This window comes from Rugamonas sp. FW305-51, assembly GCF_058786935.1.
In genome coordinates this window covers 1-20,550 of the sequence record NZ_JBYSZG010000001.1, presented here as the reverse complement: position 1 = coordinate 20,550, position 20,550 = coordinate 1, and the positions used below count along the sequence as shown (strand labels likewise).

Annotated in this window: 16 protein-coding genes; 2 read left to right on the top strand and 14 right to left on the bottom strand. The window is 68.1% G+C overall.

The genetic code is table 11. The annotated features are described in order from the left end of the window. Positions 1 to 161 precede the first annotated feature (161 nt). Together AC3WOS_RS00080 and AC3WOS_RS00075 are read left to right on the top strand one after the other, a co-directional pair. The gene (locus AC3WOS_RS00080; RefSeq protein ID WP_492713640.1) at positions 162 to 1,352 is read left to right on the top strand and encodes an acyl-CoA dehydrogenase family protein; all 1,191 of its coding nucleotides are present in this window, start codon (positions 162 to 164) and stop codon (positions 1,350 to 1,352) included. 10 nt (positions 1,353 to 1,362) lie between these two features. Beyond that, on the top strand, positions 1,363 to 2,502 hold the full coding sequence (locus AC3WOS_RS00075; protein WP_492713639.1) for an acyl-CoA dehydrogenase family protein: 1,140 nt from the start codon (positions 1,363 to 1,365) through the stop codon (positions 2,500 to 2,502). A 69-nt stretch (positions 2,503 to 2,571) separates the two neighbouring features. Here the strand turns inward: AC3WOS_RS00075 and AC3WOS_RS00070 are convergent, their stop codons facing one another. From AC3WOS_RS00070 to AC3WOS_RS00005, 14 genes are all read right to left on the bottom strand, one after another. Then, on the bottom strand, positions 2,572 to 3,519 hold the full coding sequence (locus AC3WOS_RS00070; RefSeq protein WP_492713638.1) for a diguanylate cyclase domain-containing protein: 948 nt from the start codon (positions 3,517 to 3,519) through the stop codon (positions 2,572 to 2,574). Further along, positions 3,516 to 8,051, bottom strand: a complete 4,536-nt coding sequence (locus tag AC3WOS_RS00065) for a PAS domain-containing protein (protein ID WP_492713637.1) — start codon at positions 8,049 to 8,051, stop codon at positions 3,516 to 3,518. The genes AC3WOS_RS00070 and AC3WOS_RS00065 overlap by 4 nt, the downstream gene beginning before the upstream one ends. 223 nt (positions 8,052 to 8,274) lie before the next feature. After that, entirely contained in the window at positions 8,275 to 9,345 is a 1,071-nt protein-coding gene (locus tag AC3WOS_RS00060; RefSeq protein ID WP_492713636.1) for a phosphotransferase, read from the bottom strand. 107 nt (positions 9,346 to 9,452) lie between these two features. Beyond that, positions 9,453 to 10,022: a prepilin-type N-terminal cleavage/methylation domain-containing protein gene (locus AC3WOS_RS00055; RefSeq protein ID WP_492713635.1), complete on the bottom strand. Its 570-nt coding sequence runs from the start codon at positions 10,020 to 10,022 to the stop codon at positions 9,453 to 9,455. A 1,196-nt stretch (positions 10,023 to 11,218) separates the two neighbouring features. After that, positions 11,219 to 11,923 (bottom strand): hypothetical protein, encoded by a 705-nt coding sequence (locus AC3WOS_RS00050; protein WP_492713634.1) that lies wholly within the window; start codon positions 11,921 to 11,923, stop codon positions 11,219 to 11,221. Beyond that, on the bottom strand, positions 11,923 to 12,678 hold the full coding sequence (locus AC3WOS_RS00045) for an ABC transporter permease (RefSeq protein WP_492714002.1): 756 nt from the start codon (positions 12,676 to 12,678) through the stop codon (positions 11,923 to 11,925). Before AC3WOS_RS00045 ends, AC3WOS_RS00050 begins: the two co-directional genes overlap by 1 nt. Before the next feature lie 2 nt (positions 12,679 to 12,680). Continuing rightward, the gene (locus tag AC3WOS_RS00040) at positions 12,681 to 13,382 is read right to left on the bottom strand and encodes a prepilin-type N-terminal cleavage/methylation domain-containing protein (RefSeq protein WP_492713633.1); all 702 of its coding nucleotides are present in this window, start codon (positions 13,380 to 13,382) and stop codon (positions 12,681 to 12,683) included. A gap of 4 nt (positions 13,383 to 13,386) precedes the next feature. After that, positions 13,387 to 14,118 carry a hypothetical protein gene (locus AC3WOS_RS00035; RefSeq protein WP_492713632.1) on the bottom strand — a complete coding sequence of 244 codons (732 nt, stop codon included), beginning with the start codon at positions 14,116 to 14,118 and terminating at the stop codon, positions 13,387 to 13,389. Further along, positions 14,087 to 14,533: a hypothetical protein gene (locus tag AC3WOS_RS00030; RefSeq protein WP_492713631.1), complete on the bottom strand. Its 447-nt coding sequence runs from the start codon at positions 14,531 to 14,533 to the stop codon at positions 14,087 to 14,089. Before AC3WOS_RS00030 ends, AC3WOS_RS00035 begins: the two co-directional genes overlap by 32 nt. After that, positions 14,530 to 15,210: a hypothetical protein gene (locus AC3WOS_RS00025; protein WP_492713630.1), complete on the bottom strand. Its 681-nt coding sequence runs from the start codon at positions 15,208 to 15,210 to the stop codon at positions 14,530 to 14,532. Before AC3WOS_RS00025 ends, AC3WOS_RS00030 begins: the two co-directional genes overlap by 4 nt. Continuing rightward, entirely contained in the window at positions 15,210 to 16,775 is a 1,566-nt protein-coding gene (locus AC3WOS_RS00020) for a hypothetical protein (protein WP_492713629.1), read from the bottom strand. Before AC3WOS_RS00020 ends, AC3WOS_RS00025 begins: the two co-directional genes overlap by 1 nt. A gap of 7 nt (positions 16,776 to 16,782) precedes the next feature. Further along, a complete protein-coding gene (locus AC3WOS_RS00015; protein WP_492713628.1) occupies positions 16,783 to 17,985 on the bottom strand; it encodes a type II secretion system F family protein in 1,203 nt (400 codons plus the stop codon). Next, the gene (locus AC3WOS_RS00010) at positions 17,985 to 19,706 is read right to left on the bottom strand and encodes a GspE/PulE family protein (RefSeq protein ID WP_492713627.1); all 1,722 of its coding nucleotides are present in this window, start codon (positions 19,704 to 19,706) and stop codon (positions 17,985 to 17,987) included. Before AC3WOS_RS00010 ends, AC3WOS_RS00015 begins: the two co-directional genes overlap by 1 nt. 39 nt (positions 19,707 to 19,745) lie before the next feature. Then, positions 19,746 to 20,550: tetratricopeptide repeat protein (locus tag AC3WOS_RS00005; RefSeq protein WP_492713626.1), on the bottom strand; the 805-nt coding region annotated here is incomplete at its 5' end.

Below are 20,550 nucleotides of genomic sequence, written 5' to 3'. Positions count from 1 at the left end.
TTTTTGAAAAAAGGGGTACGTCCCCATTTTTGTCTCCATTTTGCCGGTATTTTCAGGGCGGGCGAGGAGGTGGCGAAAAAATGCCGTTGGCGCGGCGTCCTTATGCGTTACAATTATTTGGAACGGTCGTGCTTTTTTATCGCCGCACATAAGGAGACAGCATGGATTTGAACTATACGGCCGAGGACCTGGCGTTTCGCGACACGGTGCGCGCCTTCCTCGAAGCGAACTTGCCCAGTGATCTGCAGCAGAAGGTGCGCAACCATTTGCGCCTGCAAAAGGACGATTACGTGCGCTGGCACCGCATCGCCGCCCAACAGGGTTGGGCCGCGCCGGCCTGGCCCGTGGAATTCGGCGGCCCCGGCTGGAACGCCACCCAGCGCCACATCTACGAGGAAGAGTGCGCCCGCGCCGGCACGCCGCCCATCCTGCCGTTCGGTGTCAACATGGTGGCGCCTGTCATCATGGCCTTCGGTAACGCGGAACAAAAAGCGTATTACCTGCCACGCATCCTGTCCTGCGAGGACTGGTGGTGCCAGGGCTATTCGGAACCCGGCTCCGGCTCCGACCTGGCGTCGCTGAAGACGACGGCCGAGCGCGTGGGCGACCATTACGTCGTCAACGGCCAGAAGACGTGGACCACGCTGGGCCAGCACGCCGACATGATCTTCTGCCTGGTGCGTACCGATCCCAACGTGCGCAAGCAGGAGGGCATTTCCTTCCTGCTGATCGACATGAAGACGCCCGGCATCACGGTGCGCCCCATCATCATGCTCGACGAAGACCATGAGGTGAACGAAGTCTTCTTCGACAACGTCAAGGTGCCGGTCGAGAACCTGATCGGCAAGGAAAACAAGGGCTGGACCTACGCCAAGTATTTGCTGGGCCACGAGCGCACCGGCATCGCGGCCGTGGGCCGTTCCAAGCGCGAGCTGCTGTTCCTGAAGAAGGTGGCCACCGAGCACCTCAAGCACGGCAAGCCGCTGCTGCAGGACCCGCTGTTCGCGGCCAAGGTGGCCAGCGTGGAAATCGAGCTGATGGCGCTCGAGACCACCGTGCTGCGCGTGATCTCGCAGGAAGCCCATGCGCCGGGACCGGAGGCGTCCATGCTCAAGGTGCGCGGTTCGGAAATCCAGCAGTTGCTGACGGAACTGATGGTCGAGGCCCTGGGCCCGGATGCGCTGCCGTTCGATACGGACTACCTGGAAGGCAAGGCCGAGCATAGCTTCACGGGCGATGACGCGGCCGCGCCGCTGGCGGGCTACTACTTCAATTTCCGCAAGACGTCGATCTACGGCGGCTCGAACGAGATTCAGAAAAATATCATTACCCAGATGATTCTGGGTCTGTGAGGGGACAGCGATGGATTTTACTTTCAAAGAAGAGCAGCAACAGTTCGCCGACGCCCTGCGCCGCTGGGTCGACAAGGACTACGGTTTCGCTGCGCGCCACCAGATCATCCATTCGCCGGCCGGCGTGTCCGACGCGGCCTGGGCCACGCTGACGGAGCTGGGCATGCTGGCCCTGCCCGTGCCGGAAGCGCAGGGTGGCTTTGACGGCACGGCCGTCGACCTGCTGCTGGTGATGCAGGAGCTGGGCCGCGGCCTGGTGGTCGAGCCTTATTTCGCCACCGTGCTGGGGACCCAGTTCCTCAAGCTGGCCGGCGGCCAGGAGGCGCTGCTGGAGCGGGTGGCCGGCGGCGAGCTGAAACTGGCGTGCGCGCTCGGTGAACAGCATGCCCGCCACGACCTGCACGACATCAGCACCACGGCCCGCGCCGGCGGCGACGGCTACCTGATCGAAGGCAGCAAGACCGTCGTCATCCACGGCGGGCAGGCCGGCGCCTTCATCGTCTCGGCGCGCAGCGCCGGCGGCCAGCGCGACACGGCCGGCATCTCGCTGTTCGTGGTGGCGGCCGACGCGCCCGGCGTGACGGTGCGCGATTACCGCACCATCGACGGCCAGCGCGCCGCCACCGTCAGCTTCAGCAACGTGGCCGTGCCGGCGACGGCATTGTTGGGCCAGGCGGATGCCGGCTGGGATATCCTGGATGCGGCCGCCGATTACGGCGCAACGCTGCTGTGCGCGGAGGCGGTGGGGGCGATGGATGCCATCTTCGCCGCCACGCTGGACTACCTGAAGACGCGCTCGCAGTTCGGCGCGCCCATCGGCAAGTTCCAGGCCCTGCAGCACCGCATGGCCGACATGTTCATCCACCTCGAGCAGGCCCGCTCCATGGCCATGCTGGCCGCCGCCAAGGTCGGTTCGGATGATGTGGAGGAGCGGCGCCGCACGGTGTCGGCCGCCAAGGCCCGCATCGGCCAGGCCGCCAAGTTCGTCGGCCAGCAGGCGGTCCAGCTGCACGGCGGCATGGGCGTGACGGACGAACTGCCGGCGGCCCACCACTTCAAGCGCCTGACCATGATAGCCCTGACGCTGGGGGACGCCGAACACCACCTGGAACGTTTCATCGCCCAGCCGGGTTTCCGGCAGCACGCCTGAGGAAGGCGGGGCCTGGCGGCCGGCGATCGTCGGTCCGGCAGGCCCTACCGATTCTTCCGTTACAGGCCGCTAGGGCGTGGCGCCGGCCGCCACCTCGCCGGTGCCGGCCAGGCAGTAGCGGTTGCGGCCGTGCTGCTTGGCCCGGTACAGCTGTTCGTCGGCGCTGCGTATCAGGTTGCTGGTGTCGCCGGCCTCGCCCGGCTGCACCGTGGCCACCCCCATGCTGACGGAGACGACGGAACTGGTGGGCGAGGCTTCATGGGGCAGCGCCAGCAGGTCGACCTCGTCGAGGATGCGGCGCGCCACGGCCGTGGCGCCGGCCAGGCTCTCCTGGGGCAGCAGCAGGATGAATTCCTCGCCGCCGTAGCGCGCCAGCAGGTCCTGCGGGCGGGCGGCGCAGCGCTTCATGGCCGCCGCCACCTTCTGCAGGCACAGGTCGCCGGCCTGGTGGCCGTAGGCGTCGTTGTAGCGCTTGAAGTGGTCGATGTCGATCATGATGGCCGACAGCGGCAGGCCGCTGCGGGCGCAACGCCGCCATTCCAGTTCCAGCGTGTCGTTGAAGTGGCGCCGGTTGGCCACGCCCGTCAGGGCGTCGGTCAGGGTCAGTTCGCGCATGGCGTCGGCCTGGCGCTTGACGGTGAGCTGGGTGCGCACCCGGGCCCGCACCACGGCCACGTTGAACGGCTTGCTGATGAAATCGACGGCGCCCGCTTCCAGCGCCCGCGTCTCGTCCTCCGGCTGGCTCAGGGCCGTCACGAAGATGATGGGGATGTCCTGCACTTCCGGCGTGGCGCGCAGGGCCGCGCAGACGGCGTAGCCGTCCATGCCGGGCATGACGGCGTCGAGCAGGATCAGGTCCGGCATCTGCTGGCGCGCGATGTCGATCGCCGTCGGGCCGTCCAGGGCGAACAGCACTTCATGCTCGTCGCGCAGGGCCTGGTACAGCACCTGGACGTTTTCCATCGCGTCGTCGACGATCAGGATGCGGCCGTTGGTAGCAAGGTCGGTCCAGCTCATGCGATTTCCTTATTTTGCAACAGCGTACGGACCAGTTGTTCGGCTGCCCGGAACTGCAGCGTCTCCACGGCCTCGGCCAGCGCGGCGCCGGCGGCGCCGTCGATAGCCTCGAGCCGCGGGCGTAAGGTCTGGAACAGGGCCAAGGCTTTCAAGTTGTTATTCTGTAGTAAATCTTGCAGTTGCGCCAGTGTTGCCATCAAAGTTGTGGCACTGGCGTCGTCGATCTCGGTCGGTCCCGGGCCGGCCACCGGCGCCGGCAGCCGGTGGGCGCCGGCCGCCACCGTGGCCAGGGCGTCGTCCAGGGCCGCCAGCCGCGCGGCGAGCTGGTCGGAATGGCCCTCCAGCAGGGCCGCCTCCACCTGGGCCGTCAATTGGGCCACTGCGCCCGCGCCCAGGTTGGCGGCCACGCCGCGCAGCCGGTGCAGCGCCTGGCCCGCCTGCTGCTGCAGGCCGGCCGCCAGCAATTCGCGCACTTCGGCCACGGCGTCGCCCTGGGACTGGATGAAACGGCGCAGCAGGCTGGCCAGCGCGGCGAAGTCGCCGCCCATGCGCGGCAGGGCCGCCGCCAGGTCGATGCCGGGCAGCTCGGGCAGGTCCGGCGGCGCGGGCGGGGCGGACTGGCCGGACTGCCTGGACTGGTTGGGCTGAGAGGCGGCGGCGCCGGCCGGCGCGGCGCCGGTTCCGTGGCCGGCGATGGCATGGGGCGCTAGCCGGATCAGGGTGCTCAGCAGCTGTTCGATGTCGATCGGCTTGGCCACGTGGGCGTCCATGCCGGCCTCGGCGGCACGGCGCAAGTCGTCCTCCATCACGTTGGCGGTCATGGCGATGATGGGCAGGCGCAGCCCCAGGCGGCGCGCGCCGGCGCTGGCGTCGTAGCCGTTCATGACGGGCATCTGGATATCCATCAGCACCGCGTCGTAGCGTTCGGGCGCCTGCTGCAGCAGTTCCAGCGCCTGTTCGCCGTTGCCGGCCAGCGTCACCTGGGCGCCGGCATGGGTGAGCAGGTACTGGGCCACTTCCTGGTTGATGGGGTTGTCCTCCACCAGCAGCAGGCGCATGCCGGCCAGGCGGCCGTGCAGGGCGTGGGACGGCAGCGCCGCCAGCGGCGCGGCCGGCTGGCGCACGGCCGTCACGGCCGCCAGCAGGCGCGCCGGCGTGGCCGGCTTGGACAGCACGCCAGCCGCGCCCAGGGCGGCGCATTCGTGGGTCAGGTTGGCGCTGTCGTGCTCGGGCACCATCAGCAGCACGGGCGGCAGGGCCAGGCCGGCGATGGCGCGCGCCTGGCACAGCAGGCCGTCGTTGCCGGCGCCCAGGGAGTCGTAGTCCAGCAGCAGCAGGTCGAACGGGGCGGTTCGGTCGCCGGCCAGGACGGCCAGCGCGGCCGGCACGGTGGCCACGCACACGGCCTCCCAGCCGAAGCTGTCGCATGCGTGACGCAGGGCGTCGCGCACGCTGGCGTTGTCGTCAGCCACCAGCAGCCGCAGGCCGCGCACGGCGTCGCTGGCGGGCAGCACGCCATGGTCGTCCGGAGCGGCGCGCCGCAGCGCACAGACGGCGCGGAAGGCGGCGCCCTGGCCGGGGTGGCTCTCGACCGTCAGCGTGCCGCCCTTGAGCTGGACGATGCGGCGGCAGATGGCCAGGCCCAGCCCGGCCCCGCCGTATTTGCGGCTGGTGCTGCTGTCGCCCTGCGAGAAGGCGTCGAAGATGTGTTCCTGCTGTTCGGGCGTGATGCCGATGCCCGTGTCGCGCACGACGATCTCGAGCGTCACCGCCGCCTCGGTGTCGGCCAGCACGCCCACCGCCAGCACCACCTCGCCCTGGGGCGTGAACTTGATGGCGTTACTGATCAGGTTGAGCAGCAGCTGCTGCAGCCGCATGGGGTCGCCCACCAGCTCGCGCGGCACGCGCGGGTCGATGGCGTACACCAGTTCCACTCCCTTGTCCCAGGCGCTGGCGGCCACCATCACGCTCACGCTGTTGAGCACATGTTCGAACTGGAAGCGCACCGATTCGAGCACCAGCTGGCCCGACTCGATGCGCGAGATGTCGAGCACGTCGTTGACCAGGGCCAGCAGCGACTGGGTGGCCAGCTGGATCTTGTCCAGGTAGCTGCGCTCGCGCTGGGCCAGTGGCGCGTCCTGCAGCAGGCGCGCCAGGCCGATGATGGCGTTCATGGGGGTGCGGATCTCGTGGCTCATGTTGGCCACGAACGCGCTCTTGGCCCGGCTGGCCGCCTCGGCCTTGTCGCGCGCCAGCCGCAGTTCCTCGTTCAGCTGCTGCAGGTGCAGTTCCGTCTCCTTCAGTTCCGTGACGTCCGACTCGAGCACGAAGAAGCCGCGCACCCCGTGTTCCGGGTCGTGATCGGGAATGAAGTTGACCCAGGTGTAGCTGATGGCGCCGGACGGCCAGGCCAGCCGGCTCTCGAAACCTTGCGGCCGGCCGCCCAGGGCGTCGGCCACATGGGGCGCGCACAGGGCGTAGCGGGCGCTGTCGAGCACTTCCGTCATGCGGGCGCCGATGATCTGGCCGGCGTCGCGGCTGTGCCATTCGAGGAAGTAGCGGTTGGCGAAGCGGCACTGCAGGTTGGCGTCCCAGTAGGCCACCATGCCGGGCAGGTTGTCCGTCACGGCGCGCAGGAACTGTTCGCTCTGGGCCAGCCGTTCGGCCGTGGAATGGAGCACGGCCTCGGCCTGGCGCCGCTCCGTGATGTCGAGCGCGATGCCCAGCAGGTGGGTCACGTGGCCGCCCTCGTCGCGCAGCGCCACCTTGCGCGTGGTCAGGTAGTGGGGCGGGCCGCCGTCGGCCGTCACCAGTTCCTGTTCCACTTCGCTCACCTGGCCGGAGGCCAGGGCGCGGCGGTCGTCGGCGCCGAAGGCCTCGGCCTGGGCCGGCGGCATGATGTCGTAGTCGGTCTTGCCCAGCACGTCGGCCCGTTGCAGGCCCAGCAGCGCTTCGCCGTAGCGGTTGAACATCTCATAGCGCAAGTCGGAAGCGCGCTTGACGAAGATGGTGGCCGGCATGTACTCGACCACGGACTGGAACATCTGGCGCGACTGGCGCAGCGCCGCTTCCGTGCGTTTCAGTTCGCTGATGTCGAGCAGCAGGCTGGTGATGCCGGCGATGGCGCCGTCGGCGTCGAATTGCGGGTAGTAGCTGACGATCCAGTAGCTGGTGCGTCCGGGCGCGGCCGCGCTCACGCCGGAGCGTTCTATGCCCACCAGCGGCTTGCCGGTCTGGAGCACCGTGCCGTAGTCGTGCAGCACGCTGCGCCGTATCTGCGGATCGCCGATCATGGACGCCAGCGGCTGGCCCAGGTGGGCCGCCACGGGCCGCGCGTTGTAGGCGGCCAGGTAGTCGTTGATGCGCACCACGCGCAGCTCCGGGTCCACATAACTGAGGCCCACGGGGGCGGTGGCGTACAGCGTTTCGAGCTGGGCCCGTTCCCGCTCCAGCTGGGCGGTGCGCTCGGCCACCAGGGCCGACAACTCGTTGCGGTGGCGTTGCAAGTCGGCCTCCAGCGAGCGCAGGGCCAGCGCCACGGCCTGGGCCTCGCTGAACGTCATGCGTTCGAGCGTGAACGGGGCGCCGCTGGCCAGCGCCTGGGCCGGCTTGAGCAGGGCCCGCACGGTGTGGCTGATGCGGCCGCCCACCGCCCACGCCAGCGTGAAGCCGGCCGCCAGCAGCAGCGCCAGTGCCAGCGACACCGTGCTGACGGTGGCCAGCAGCTTGTCGTTGGCCAGGGCGCGCGGCGCGGCCACGGCCACGGCCAGGCCGCTGGCCGGGGCCCGGTTCAGGCCCAGGTAGATGGGGGTGCCGTCGGCCGCCTTGGTATCGAGCAGCGCTTCGTGGCCCAGGCCCAGCTCGACCCGCAGCGCGGCCGGCGCCAACTGGCCGACGACGTTGCCGCCGCTGCCGTAATGGGCCACCAGCACGCCGTCGCGGTTGTACAGGGCCACGCCGTGGCTGCTCGTCACCCGTTCGTCGAGCAGGGTGCGGGCCAGCCGGTCCGGCTTGAGCAGCACCGTCAGCGCGTAGCGCGTCTTGCCGTTGTAGCGCACCGGCACATCGACGGCCAGCAGGGCCGTGTCGTGGTCGTAGACGACGGACACGGTGGGGTGGGGCGGGGCGTCGTCGGCCAGCAGGGCCCGCAGCCGGGCCGCGTTGCGGCGCGCGCCGAAGGCGCTGGCTACCGTCTCGTCGGGCGCCGGCAGCAGTTCGCCGCGGTTATCGCTGAGCAGGAAACGGGAGCCGGGAAACTGGGGCACGAGCAGGCTGGCGGCCTGTTCGCGAAAGCTGGTCAGGTCGCCGCTTTGCAGGCTGGGCGAGGTGGCCAGGGCCTGGGCCGCGCTGGCGCTCTGGGCCAGGTCGCGGTCGATGGCGGCAGCCACGATGCGTGCCAGCTGGCGCGTATCGTCGCGCAGGGCCGCATGTTCGCGGCCGTAGAGCTGGCCCACGAGGGCGCCGAAACTGATCACGGTGGGCAGCGCGCAGGCCAATACCAGCAGCGCGATCTGCGAGCGTATCGACGGCAAGGATGGACTGGCCTGGTCTGGCAATGCGTGGACCCCAAGTGAGCCGGCGCCGGTTGTAGCGCCCCAAGGCGGACAGCGAAAGCGCTGGCAGCACGATAGTAGCCCAGCCGGCCGTTTTGAGAAAGCGGCAAATGTAGCGGAGCGGGGCCGGCGCGACACAGTCGGCCCGGCCGGACCGGCCATGTAAGGGACGAAGCGGGCCGGAGCTGCCCGCCGTCTCAGCTCAAACGCTCTTGCGGGCGCAGGCGTAGTCCCAGGCCAGTTCGGCCATCGGGCGCGCCATCTTGCCCGATTCCAGGGCCTGGGCGCTGGCGGCCGTGCCGTCCACATAGCGCTTCATGATGCCTTGCATGATGCTGGCCAGGCGGAACATATTGAACGCCAGGTAGAAATTGAAGTCCTCCAGCCGTATCGTCTTGCCGGTGCGCTCGGCGTAGCGGGCGATGTACTCCTGCTGGGACGGGATGCCCAGCGCCGCCAGGTCCAGCCCGGCGATGCCGCGGAACTGGCCCGGTTCGATGTGCCAGCTCATGCAGTGGTAGGAGAAGTCGGCGAACGGATGGCCCAGGGTCGACAGTTCCCAGTCCAGCACGGCCAGGATGCGTGGTTCCGTCGGATGGAACAGCAGGTTGTCGAGGCGGAAGTCGCCGTGCACGATGGCCGTGTCCTCGCCGGGCGGGATGTGGTGCGGCAGCCACGCGATCAGCTGGTCCATGGCGTCTATCGTCTCGGTCTGCGACGCCACATACTGCTTGCTCCACCGCTCGATCTGGCGCGCGAAGTAGTTGCCCGGCTTGCCGTAGTCGGCCAGGCCGATGGCGGCGTAGTCTATCGTGTGCAGCTGGGCCATCACGCGGTTCATCTCGTCGTAGATGGCGGCCCGTTCGGCCGGCGTCATGCCGGGCAGGGCCTGGTCCCACAGCACGCGGCCGGCGACGAACTCCATCAGGTAGAAGGCGCGCCCGATCACGCTCTCGTCCGTGCACAGCACGTACTGGCGGGCGGCCGGGAAGCCGGCCCGCTGCAGCGCGTCCATCACCCGGTATTCGCGCTCGATGGCGTGGGCCGACGGCAGCAGCTTGGCGGCCGGGGCCGGCTTGGTGCGCAGCACGTAATGCTGGCCGGCGATGCTGAGCTTGAAGGTGGGGTTGGACTGGCCACCCTTGAACTGCTCGACCGTCAGGGTGCCGGCCGGGTAGCCGGCCACGTGCTGGCGCAAATAGGCGTCCAGCGCCGCCACGTCGAACTGGTGGCGTGCCGACACGGCCTTGGTACCGATGAATTCTTCGAACATGCTGTCTCCCGCATTGATAGGTGGACCTATTTTAGCCGAGAAAAAGAACGGGCGTGCTATTTATTTGTGAGTCTTGTTGCGTGCGTCCCCCGGCGGGGACGGCGGACTCAGAAGAACAGGGCGGTGCGGGTGATGATGGTGCCGTTGTTGGTGTAATTGCCGGTGGCGCGCACGGAGCCGGTGTTGAACTTGCCGTCGTCGAGCTTGCTGTCTATCTGCTCGGCGAACGAGTCGGGCAAGTTGTCGAAGCGGATGCCGTTGCCGCCGCGCCCGGCCACGATGTCGTTGTAGATGTAGACGGCGCCGCCCTGGGCGCTGGTCATGAAGTCGGTGCTGCCGTTGTAGGAGCCGGTGATGAAGCCGGCCAGGGCCAGGTGCTGGGGCGCCAGCTGGTATTCGGCGATCTGGCCGTCGCCGTTGCCGTTGCCGGTGGCGCCGGGGGCGTGGATGGTGGCTTGGACGTCGTCGCCGGGCAGGGCGCGGAACTTGTCCTGGTAGGCGTTGACGGCGGCCGACAGCGAGTTCGACTGTTGGATGATGTTCTTGACCTTGGCGCTGTCGATCAAGCCCTGGCCTTTCAGCACGCCGCCCAGCAGCAGGCCGATGATGACGAGGACGATGGCGATTTCTACCAGGGTGAAGCCGGCTTGGCCTGACGCGCGGGCGGGATGGGACATGGGGTGTTCCTTTCGATACATGGTGCTATATTACAATTCTTGCACAGATCACGCACTAGCTACCGCACTGTTTCCTGGTGAAATGGCGCGGAAAGCGGGATCGCCATTCAAAATTTTCCTGTCGTCAACACGAAATCATGGCAGGCGTGACCCGCTCAAGCTTGCCTGATGATCGTCACCGTATGCTTCCGACATGCGCTGGAACGGTGAAAGCGTTGTTCAGACCCGCCGGGAATGTCGCGGGTTCCAACTGCACAGGAGAGTTGATGCCTGACTTCTACGATTATTTTAGCGAGAACAAGGAATGAAGGATGGGCCGGTCTTGTTGTTCATGGCACTGGCTTGCGCCTTGTTTGCCTGGGCATTCTGGCATTACCTCGGCCGGTACGCGGTCGACGTGTTGCTGTTGGTGACACTGGTAGCTAGCATCGTCGATAATTTTCGCCTACGTCGCAAGTTGCGCGACAAGGACGCCGAGCACAACACGGGCTCAAGGTGGCCCTGACACTTGAATCCTGCCTTAGCCGGCAATATGACGACGGCAAGCGCTACCGCTTCCCCGCAAGGACGGGGATACCGTGTAGAAAACAAAGGTTCTACACATATTAGCGGGAACGCCTGAAGGGAGACATGTCGGGGGGCGTTCCCGATTTGCCCTATGGTCTATTTCGGTCCAATTCGAGCCGGTTGCGGCTAATTCAGCCTGAAATTTCCAAGCGCCAGTCCAAAGCTGTCTACGAAATCTGGGCACCGAGTCTAATCTGGTCGCCTTTTTTGACGCGAAAGTCTAAAGTGAACCAGCTTCCGATGCCGCTGCCCAATTTGTAGACTGATTAAAGTGGACGGGAAACGTGGACGTCAGGCAAGCTGATTCCGCGCCGCCATTTGCAGGATGTGATTTGACGAAAGACTACGCAGGCTATAACTTGCCGTTATCTCACCACACCGGTCTAAGCCGAAGGGCCGGAAAGTCTAAACCGGTCCCGGTGTTGCTTTGCGGAGGCGATTGCGGTCTATAGAATATGGCGCACTGGATATTCTGGACCGCATTAGCCAGGATTTGCATATTTTCGACCGAATTAGACAAAGGGGAAAAAAACGAAGACCGGTACCCCAAGCCCGGGGGAGTTTCTCACTAATCCGTGAAGAATCAAGAAAAAAAATCCCCGTCGAGATTCGTGCTTGCCACGTTGGATTCAACGCCGGGATCGATTCAGCGCGTCCAGCCGTTGCGACAGGAAGCGCAGCTCGTTGGGGTCGGTGATGCTGCCGTCGTGCAGCAAGCCGCCGATCAGGGCGCGGGCGCTGTCGAGCTCGTTCATGTCTTCCAGCACGAACGCTTCCAGTTCACGGGCCCAGGGCGGCACCTGCGGCCCCGTGGCCTGCAGCCGGATGGCCTGTGCGTAGCGGCGCGCCAGCGGCAGGTCGTGCAGCCGGTGGCGGGCGATGATGGCCCCCTGGGCCAGCCACGGCCAGCGCCGGTCGGGGTCTTCGCCAAAGCGCGCGTAGACGAAATCGAGCATGCGGCGCACCCGCACCGGGTCGTCCACGGCCGTGTACAGGGTGCTGGCGGCCAGCAGCGGATACTGGCTGCGGGGATCGAGGTCGAGCGCGCGGCCCAGCCACTGGACCAGGCGGTCATAGTCGAGCACCCGCCACGACAGGCTCACGCCGGGCTGGTCGTCCCAGCCCTGCACATACAGCATCAGTACGCGCGACAGGGCGGCCTGCTCGCCCAGGCTGGCCAGCTGCAGCGTGGCCAGCGCCGGCGCCGGCGGCAGCGGCTGGGCGCCCGGCGGCGCCGGCCGGTGGCCGGCCTGCCAGGCCAGCTGGGCCGCCAGTGCCAGCGCCAGCAGGACCGGCACGGCACGGGGCACGCGGCGCAGCGGACGGCTCGCCATCACAGCTCCTTGCGGTACAGGTCGAACAGGGCGGCGGCCGTCAGCAGCGTCACGTAGATGGCGCTCTGGATGGCGATGGCGGCCAGCTCGGCCGCCGTGCCGCCGTGGTACAGCAGCCAGTCGCTGCGGGCATAGGCGTCCAGGTTCGGCAGCAGCACGGCCAGCACGTCCACGGCCCGCGCCAGCAGGGCGTCGGCCTGGCCCGGCCCGTGCGCCAGCAGCTGCAGCGCGACCGCCGTGCGGGCCAGCAGGTAGAAGGCGAAGGCGGCCGCCAGGGCCGGCAGCACCTGGTGCAGGGTCAGCATGCACAGCAGGCTGAAGGCGGCCACGATCCACAGTTCGGCCAGCAGCGACAAGCCCCACAGGGCAGCCTGGCCGGGCGGCGCGAACAGCAGGGCCAGGGCGCTGAACAGGGCGGCCGGCAGCACGGCCAGGGCGCCGAAGCCGGCCAGCTTGCCCAGCAGGTAGACGGCGCGCGGCAGGGGCAGGGCCAGCAGCAGTTCCTGGCCCTTGTCGTTCGCCTCGCGCACCATGCTGGTGACGACGAAGGTGGCCACCAGGAACACGGCGGCCAGCCGCAGCAGGGCCGCCAGCAGGGCCGCCTGCAGCTGGCGGCTTTCCGTCAGGGCCACTTCATGCAGCAGGCCGCTGGCGGCGATGGCGCCGCAGGCGGCCAGCAACAGCAGCCACAGCAGGCGATTGCGCAGCGCTTCGAGCAGCGTGTAGCGGGCGATGGTGAGGGCCGGCGCGACCATCTTCACGGCAGGCGCTGGGCCGCGACCATGCGGTTGAACAGCACATAGGGCGAGACCCAGGCCACCAGGTCGTCGTATTCGCCGCCCGGCGCGGCCGGGTTGTCGCTCGCGTCGCGCGCGATGAAGGCGGTGGCCGAACTGGCGTTGATTTTCTCGTCCACGTTGGTGGCCGACGTGTCGGCCACCAGCGTGCCCTGGTCGGTGCTGGCGCCAAAGCCGTTCTTGCCGTGCGAGACGATCACGGCCGGGATGTCGTTGGCCAGCGTGGCCGGCACCAGGTTGCCGCTGCCATCGCGGGTGGCGATGCTGATGTCGCGTCCGGTCTGGAAGCTGAAATGGGCGCCGCTGTCGCTGAAGCCGGGCGAGACGCTGTAGCGGAACAGCCGGTTCCAGCTGTCGAGCTTGCTCAAGCCCAGCGTGGCCCACGGCAGGTAGCCGACCCGGCGCTCGCCGCGGCAGCGGTTTTCGGTGCGGTCTTCCAGGCCGTCGCTGGCCGACACGGCCGGGCAGGGCAGGTAGCCGTTGCGCAGCGCGAAGCCGACCAGCGCTTCGCGCGCGTCGTCCAGCGCCTTTTGCGTGTCGCCCACGCGGCGCTGCTCGAGCTGGGCGCTCAGCGGTGTGATCAGGCCGCCTATCATGAGGCCGACGATGACCAGCACGATGGCGATCTCGACCAGGGTAAAGCCGTGTTCTCTGCGCTTCATGTCCTTACGGCAGCTTGCGCGCCGCTCCCATCTGTTTGTATAAAAAATCCAGCGGCACGAACGCCACCAGGTCGTCGAACACGCCGCCGGGCACGCTGCCATCGGTGGTGGCGGGGCGGCTGATGAAATGGACGCTGCCCTGGTCGTTGAGCTGTTCGTCCACGTTGCCGCTGGCCGTGTTCGGCTGCACGATGCCCAGCACGGTGCTGCCGAAATTGTCGCGCCCCTGCGACAGCAGCACCAGCGGGACGCACTGGGCGCCCAGCTCGCAGCTGCCCTGGCCGGCCAGATAGGCCAGGGCGCCGCTGCCATAGCGGGTCTGGACGGTCTTGGTGGCGACGGTCGAGATGCGCAGCACGGGCGCCACCGTGTAGGCCGGCGTGACGCTGTAGCGCAGGCGCTTGCCCCACGCGTCCGCCCCCTCCACGCCCAGCGTGACCCAGGGCAGGAAGCCGGTGCAACTGGCTTCCGACGTGCACGGCGCGGGCCGTTCGCGCCCGTCCGTGGCCGACACGGCCGGGCGCGGCAGGCGGCCCTGGGCCGTGGCGTAACCGACCAGGGCATCATTGGCGGCGGCCAGGCGCTGCAGCGTCTGCCGGTTGTGGCGCGCTTCCCGGTCGCCGCCGCTGAAGGCCGTGATCAGCAGGCTGGCCGCGCCCACGCCCATCAGGGCCAGCAGCAGCAGCAGGGCGGCGCCGCGCTCGCTAGCGCCCAGTCGTTTCTTGGATCGTGCCATCGGCGGGATTGAAACTCTGGCCTGGCTTGAGTACCAGCGCCCGTCCGGACGACAGGCGCAGCGTGACGGACTGGTCCGGTCGCAGCTGGGCATTGCTGTCCGCATGGGGCACCTGGTTGAGCCAGACGGTGGATTTACCGCTGCTGCGCCGCACGACACCGTTCAGCTGCACCGGTTCCGACGCGGGCGCGGCCGGCGCCGGTTCGGCCGGCTGGCCGGACGATGGTGTCGGCGCCGGGTTCGCGCCCCCGGCCACGGGCTGGCTGGCGGCGCGCCGCACGTCGAGCGCGATCCGCTGTTCGGGCGTGGTGAACAGGCGGCCCAAGCCCAGCGTCTGGGCCGACGCCGGCGGCGCGGTGCCGGCCAGCGCGGCCAGCGCGGCCAGCATGGCCAACGGGCGGGCGCCGGGCGTCATGATTTCCCCTTGGCCGGCGCGGCGGCCGGGGCGCCCGGCATCAGCGTGAGCCAGTTGAGCGTGCAGTCGGCCGACAGCCCGGGGGCGTCCGGCTGGCTGGCCGCGTTGGCCAGGCGTTTGAGCGCGCAGTCCTGCACGGCGAAATAGCCGCGCGCCCGCAAGTCTTCCAGGAAGTTGAACAGATCGAGCTCGTGCATCATGTCCATGTGCAGCGCCATGCGGCTGGCGCGCAGCTGGTAGTCGCCCGTCACCATGCGCGCATCGGCCGTCACGGGCTGCTGGGGCGACACCTCGTAGCTGATCGGCAGCAGGCTGCGCTCCTCCTGGATGCGGCGGATCGCGTCGAGCCAGGCCAGGCGGTTTTCCTCGCCCACCAGGCCCCGCTCGCGCAAGGCGATGAACTGGGGCTGGAAGGTGCGGATCTCGCGCTTTTCATTGTCCGCGTAGGCGTAGCGGGCGTAGGCCGCATCACGCACCTGCTGCACGTGGGTGCGGGTGGCGCTGGCGTCGCGCAGCTCGGCGTTGCTGAACAGGACGGCGGCCACGCCGACGGCCACGCTGGCCGCCAGCGCGGCCACGCCCCAGCGGATCAGGGCGAACTCGCGCAGCCAGTAGGGCACGGCGATGGCGACGGCCGGTTTCTTTTTCTTGCCGGGGACGGTGGCGGCAGCGTTCATCACGGATTCCACATCAGGTTCAAGGCAAATTTCGGCCGGTCTTCGGCCGGGTTGCCGGCCACCAGGCCGGCCTTGCCGCTCAGCTTGACACTGGGCCGGGTGTCGAGCGGCTGGGATTCGATTTCCACCGTCAGGTGGGGCTGGGCCGCCAGGCGCTGGGCGAACTGGCGCATCGCTTCCAGCGCAGCCCGGTAGTCGTCCTGGGGACCGCCGATTTCCGCCTCCACATGCAAGGCCTGGGGCGGCGCCGACGGCAGGCCCAGCAGCTGGGACGGGACGGGCGTGGCCGGGCTGCTGTCGGCCGGCCCTTGCATGGCGGCCGGGGCCGGTGCCGCGCCGGGCAGGTTGACGCGCCAGTCGATCCGGTTGAGCTTGATGAGGGGCGCCTGGTCCAGTGCCTCGCTCAGCATGCGCACCATGGGCAGCGGCACGGGGCCCTGTTCGGCCAGCATGCGTTCGATGGCGACGGCCGCCTTCATGTTGCCGGTCTTGTCCACGGCCGGCGGCATGTCCGACATCACGTTCTGGTACTGGCTGTCGTAGCGGGCTGACTCGGCCCGCATGCGCAGCGCGGCATTGTCCGCCTCGCCGGCCCGCCACAGGCTGACGGCGGCCCACATCAGGGTGCACGACAGGATGGCGGCGCTGGCGCCGTACATGGCCACCCGCGCCCACCACAGCTGGTAATAGCGGCGCGCCGCGCCCAGCGTGTAGTGGCTGCGCGGCAGTTCGGACCCCAACAGCTTGAGCAGCACGGTGTCGGCCAGGCGCGGCGCGCCGGGCAGGCCCACGCTGGCGGCCGCCGTCGCCATGGGGATGAAGTGGTAGGTCGTCTCCGGCCCGTTGCGGCACAGCTGCGACAGCCGCTCGATCTGGCCGGCCGCGGTGACGATGGCCGTGTGCAGCATGTCGCCCCGTTCCACCAGGTGGATGCTGGTGAGGAACTGCAGCGTCTTGCCCGTCTCGGCGGCCACGTTGACGGGCACGCCGTCCCGGTCGACGGCCAGCGTCAGGCGCGAGAACTTGAGCTGGCCGGCCCGGAAATAGCTCTGGCGCAGGCCGCCGGACTGCTCCGTCACCAGCAGCAGGTGCTCGTGGCGCAGGCCCAGCTTGCGCCGCAGCAGGTCGCTCAGCAGGGTGGTCGTGTACAGGCCTGCCAGCGGCGCCTTGAGCGCTTCCAGTGCCGCGACCCAGGGCTGGACGATGGCGGGGTTGGTCAGGCCGCTGAGCAGGGCGATGTCGTCGCGCCGCCCTTCCGGCTCGCGGCCCTGGATGCTCACGTGGCGGTACGGGGTTTCCCGGTACTGCTGGCCGAGCCGGCGCTGCAGCATCTGGCGCCCGGCCTTGCCGTTCACGTGGGGCAGGGTGACACGCTGGAAATCCTCCTCGATCAGGTCGGTGAGCAGCCAGCACGGCCCGCCCGGCGCGGCGTCGATGTAGTCCATGAAGGCGTCGATGCCGTCCTGGTCCGGCGCGAAGCAGGGCCCGGCCGTGAGCTTGCCCAGGCGCCAGTGGTAGACGCACAACTGGTCGCTGGTCAGGTAGAGTAGATGGTTGCGGAACACGGCGGCCTCAGGTCTTGATCTTGCTGATCGTGTCGTAAATCGGGCCCAGCACCGACAGCATGATCCAGCCCAGCAGCAGGCCCAGCACCACGGTGATGGCCGGTTCTATCATCGCCTGCACCTTCTCGATCATTTCCTTCACTTCGCGGTTGTAGAAATAGGCCACGTTGCGCAGCGCGCCGTCCAGCGCGCCCGTCGCCTCGCCCACCTTGAGCATGCGGATCACCAGCGGCGGGAAGATGCCCGTGTTCTGGAACGCGGCCGTCACGCCCTGGCCCTCGGAAATGAGGCGGGCCGCCTGCCGCAGGCCGGCCGCCACCACGCGGTTGCCGACGATGCCTTCGGACAGGCGGATGCATTCCAGGATGGTGATGCCGGAAGCATACATGAGGGCGAAGAAGGTGGCAAAGCGGGCCAGGATCACCTTGTGCAGCACGGGCCCCACCAGCCAGAGGCGCAGCTGCAGGGCGTCGTAGCGGTAGCGCGCCGTCTCGCTGCGGGCCAGCCAGGCGCGGGCGCCGAACCAGATGGCCACGGGCAGGGCCAGCAGCACATACCAGTAGTGGATGAAGATGTTGGACACGAAGATCAGCACCCGCGTGTGCAGCGGCAGCGTGTTACCCATGTTCTTGATGAAGGCCGTCAGCTGGGGCACCAGGTAGATCATCAGGAAAAACGTCACGCCCGTCACCACCACGCCCACCACGGCCGGGTACATGATCATCTTCTTGGTCTGGGCCGCCAGCTCGTCCTGCCATTTCAGGCTCTCGGACAGGTTCTTGAACACTTCGGCCAGCTTGCCGCTGTGTTCGCCGGCCGTGATCAGGCTGGTAAAGGTCACGTCGAACACGTCCGGATAGGCCGCCAGCGCCGTCGACAGCTGCAGGCCGCCCTCGATGCTCTCGATCAGGTCGGTGATCACTTCGCGGAAACGGGGGTGGTCCATGCTCTCGCGCAAGTCGTTCAAGCCTTCGAGGATGGGCACGCCGGCCCCCGTCAGCTGCTCCATGTGGAAGCAGAAATTGATCAAATCCTTGCGCGTGATGACGCGCTTGATGGCCACCACCTTCTGGCGCGTGACCTTGCAGTCGACCAGGTCCAGGCCCATGCGGCTCAGGCGCAGCTCCAGGTCCGGTTCGTTGGCGGCGTCCATATTGCCCGGCAATAGCTGGCCGCCGGCATCCATGGCGCGGTAGATGTATTGGGGCATCAGCTCAGCCTGTCGGTCAGGTCCACCACGCGCGCCACTTCCTCCAGCGTCGTCACGCCTTCGAGCACGCGGCGCACGCCGTCGTCCACCAGCGAATGGAAGCCGCCGGCCGTGGCCGCCGTCTTCAGTTCGCGCGAGGAGGCGCGCCGCGCGATCAGTTCATCGAGTTCGCCCGTCATCTTGAGCAATTCCATGATGGCGATGCGGCCCTTGTAGCCCTGGTGGGCGCAGCGTTCGCAACCGACGGCGCGGTAGATGGTCTGGCGCGGGGCCGGCTGTTGTTCCGTGCCGGCCGGCAGGCCCAGCAGGCGGCGCTCGAGCAGGTCGGCCTCGAACGGCTCGCGGCAATGCAGGCACAGCTTGCGCACCAGGCGCTGGGCCACGATGCCGATGATGTTGCCGGCCATGATGTCGGGCAGGATGCCGATGTCGAGCAAGCGGGTGACGGAACCGATGGCCGAGTTGGTGTGCAGCGTGGAATAGACCTGGTGGCCCGTCATGGCGGCGGCGAACGCCATCTCGGCCGTTTCCTGGTCGCGGATCTCGCCCACCAGGATGATGTCGGGGTCTTGCCGCATCATGGAGCGGATGCCGTCGGCAAAGCCCATCTTGGCCGACTCGTTGACCGAGGTCTGGCGGATCATGTTCATCGGGTACTCGACCGGGTCTTCCAGCGTCATGATGTTGACGCTTTCCGTGTTGATGTGGTTGAGGATCGAATACAGGGTGGTGGTCTTGCCCGAACCGGTGGGACCGGTGACGAGGATCACGCCGTCGGGACGGGCGATCATCAGCTTGAGCAGATTCAGTTCCGTCTCGCCCAGGCCCAGGCCGTCCAGCGGCACGATGCCTTTTTGCCGGTCCAGCACGCGCAGCACCACGTTCTCGCCGTGGGTGGTGGGCTGGGCCGAAGCGCGGAAGTCGATCTGGCGCCCGGAAAACTTGATCGAGATGCGGCCGTCCTGGGGCGCCCGGGTCTCGGCGATGTTCATGTTCGAGATCACCTTCAGGCGCACCGCCATGGCCGGCCAGTACGACTTGTGCAGGCTGCGGATCTGGCGCAGGATGCCGTCGATGCGGTAGCGGATGCGCAGGAACGATTGCTCGGGCTCGAAGTGGATGTCGGAGGCGCCGTTCTGCACGGCGTCGGCCAAGAGGGCGTCGATCAGGCGCACCATGGGCTGGCTGTACTCGTCCGAGGTGGTGCCGCCGATGCTGGCGTAGTTCACTTCCCCGGTCTCGATCTCGTGCAGGATGCCGTCGATCGACAGCTCGAAGCCGTAGTACTGGTCGATGGCGCGCTGGATATCCGATTCGCCGGCCAAGAGCGGCGTGATGGTGATGCCCTTGACCAGCATGGCGCTGATCTGGTCCAGCGCCACGATGTTGCTGGTGTCGGACATGGCCAGGATCAGGTTGTCGCTGTGGCGCTCGTAGACGATGGGGAACACCCGGTAGCGCTTGGCCACGTCCTTGGGGATCAGCTTGAGGGCGATGGCGTCCACCACCAGGCTGTTCAGGTCGGCGCTTTGCTGGTTCAGGTTCTTCGACAGCGCCTCGCGCACCGTGGCCTCGGTCACGAAGCCCAGTGTGATGAGCAGTTTGCCCAGCGGCTCCTGGCTGCGCTTTTGCTCGATCAGGGCGATGCGCAGCTGGTCCTCGCTGATCACGCCTTTCTGGATCAGCAGCTTGCCGAGCGGGATTTTAGGTTGTTCTGCCATGGTGTTCCGTGTCTGGCGGCGCGTTGCCGCGCCGCGCGCTCATTGCTGGCCCGGGTTGGCCAGCTGGTGCATCCGCTGGCGCAGCACGGCGCGGTCGAAGCCGACCGGCCCGTCCTGGGCCAGCGCCAGCGCCTTCTGGTAATAGGTCAGGGCCAGCTTGCCCTGGTTCAGCCGGTCCAGGCCGATGGCCAGGTTGTAGGCGTAGTCGGCATTGCCGGGCGCGGCCGACCAGGCCCGGAAATAGGCTTGCTGGGCTTCCGGCCAGCGGCCCTGGCGCGCGTACAGGTTGCCCAGCGCGAACTGGACGGGGGCCGCGTCCGGTGTGCGGTTGAGGATGGTCTTCAGGCGCAGCTCGGCCTGGGCAGCGTCGCCCTGGCGCAGGCCCATCAGGCCGGCCAGCGCGTCGGCATCGTTCGGGTCCAGGTCCAGCAGCCGGTTGTAGAGGGCGGCGGCCTGTTGTTGCTGGTGCTGGCGCAGGGCCACGGCCGCTGTGCCCAGCAGGGCATCGCGGTTGTTGGGATCGCTGCGCAGGGCGGTTTCATACTGTTGCTGGGCGCGTGCCAGGTCGCCGCTGTTGAAGGCCTGGTAGCCGTTTTGCAGGGCGGGATCGGCCTGGGTGGGGACGTTGCTGCGCGCCACCTTGATCTCGCTGTTGTCCGGCGCGGCCAGCGGCGCCAGGGTATCGGGCCCGCCTGCGGCGCGCGCCGGCTGGTCGGGGACGGTGGCGCCCGGCGCGGGCGGGGCGCCGCCCCGGTCCTGCTGCGCGATCAGCGTCTCACGCTGCTGCATCCGGCGCTCATACTCTTCGCGGCTGGACAGGGGCGCCGCCGCGCTGGCGCCGAGG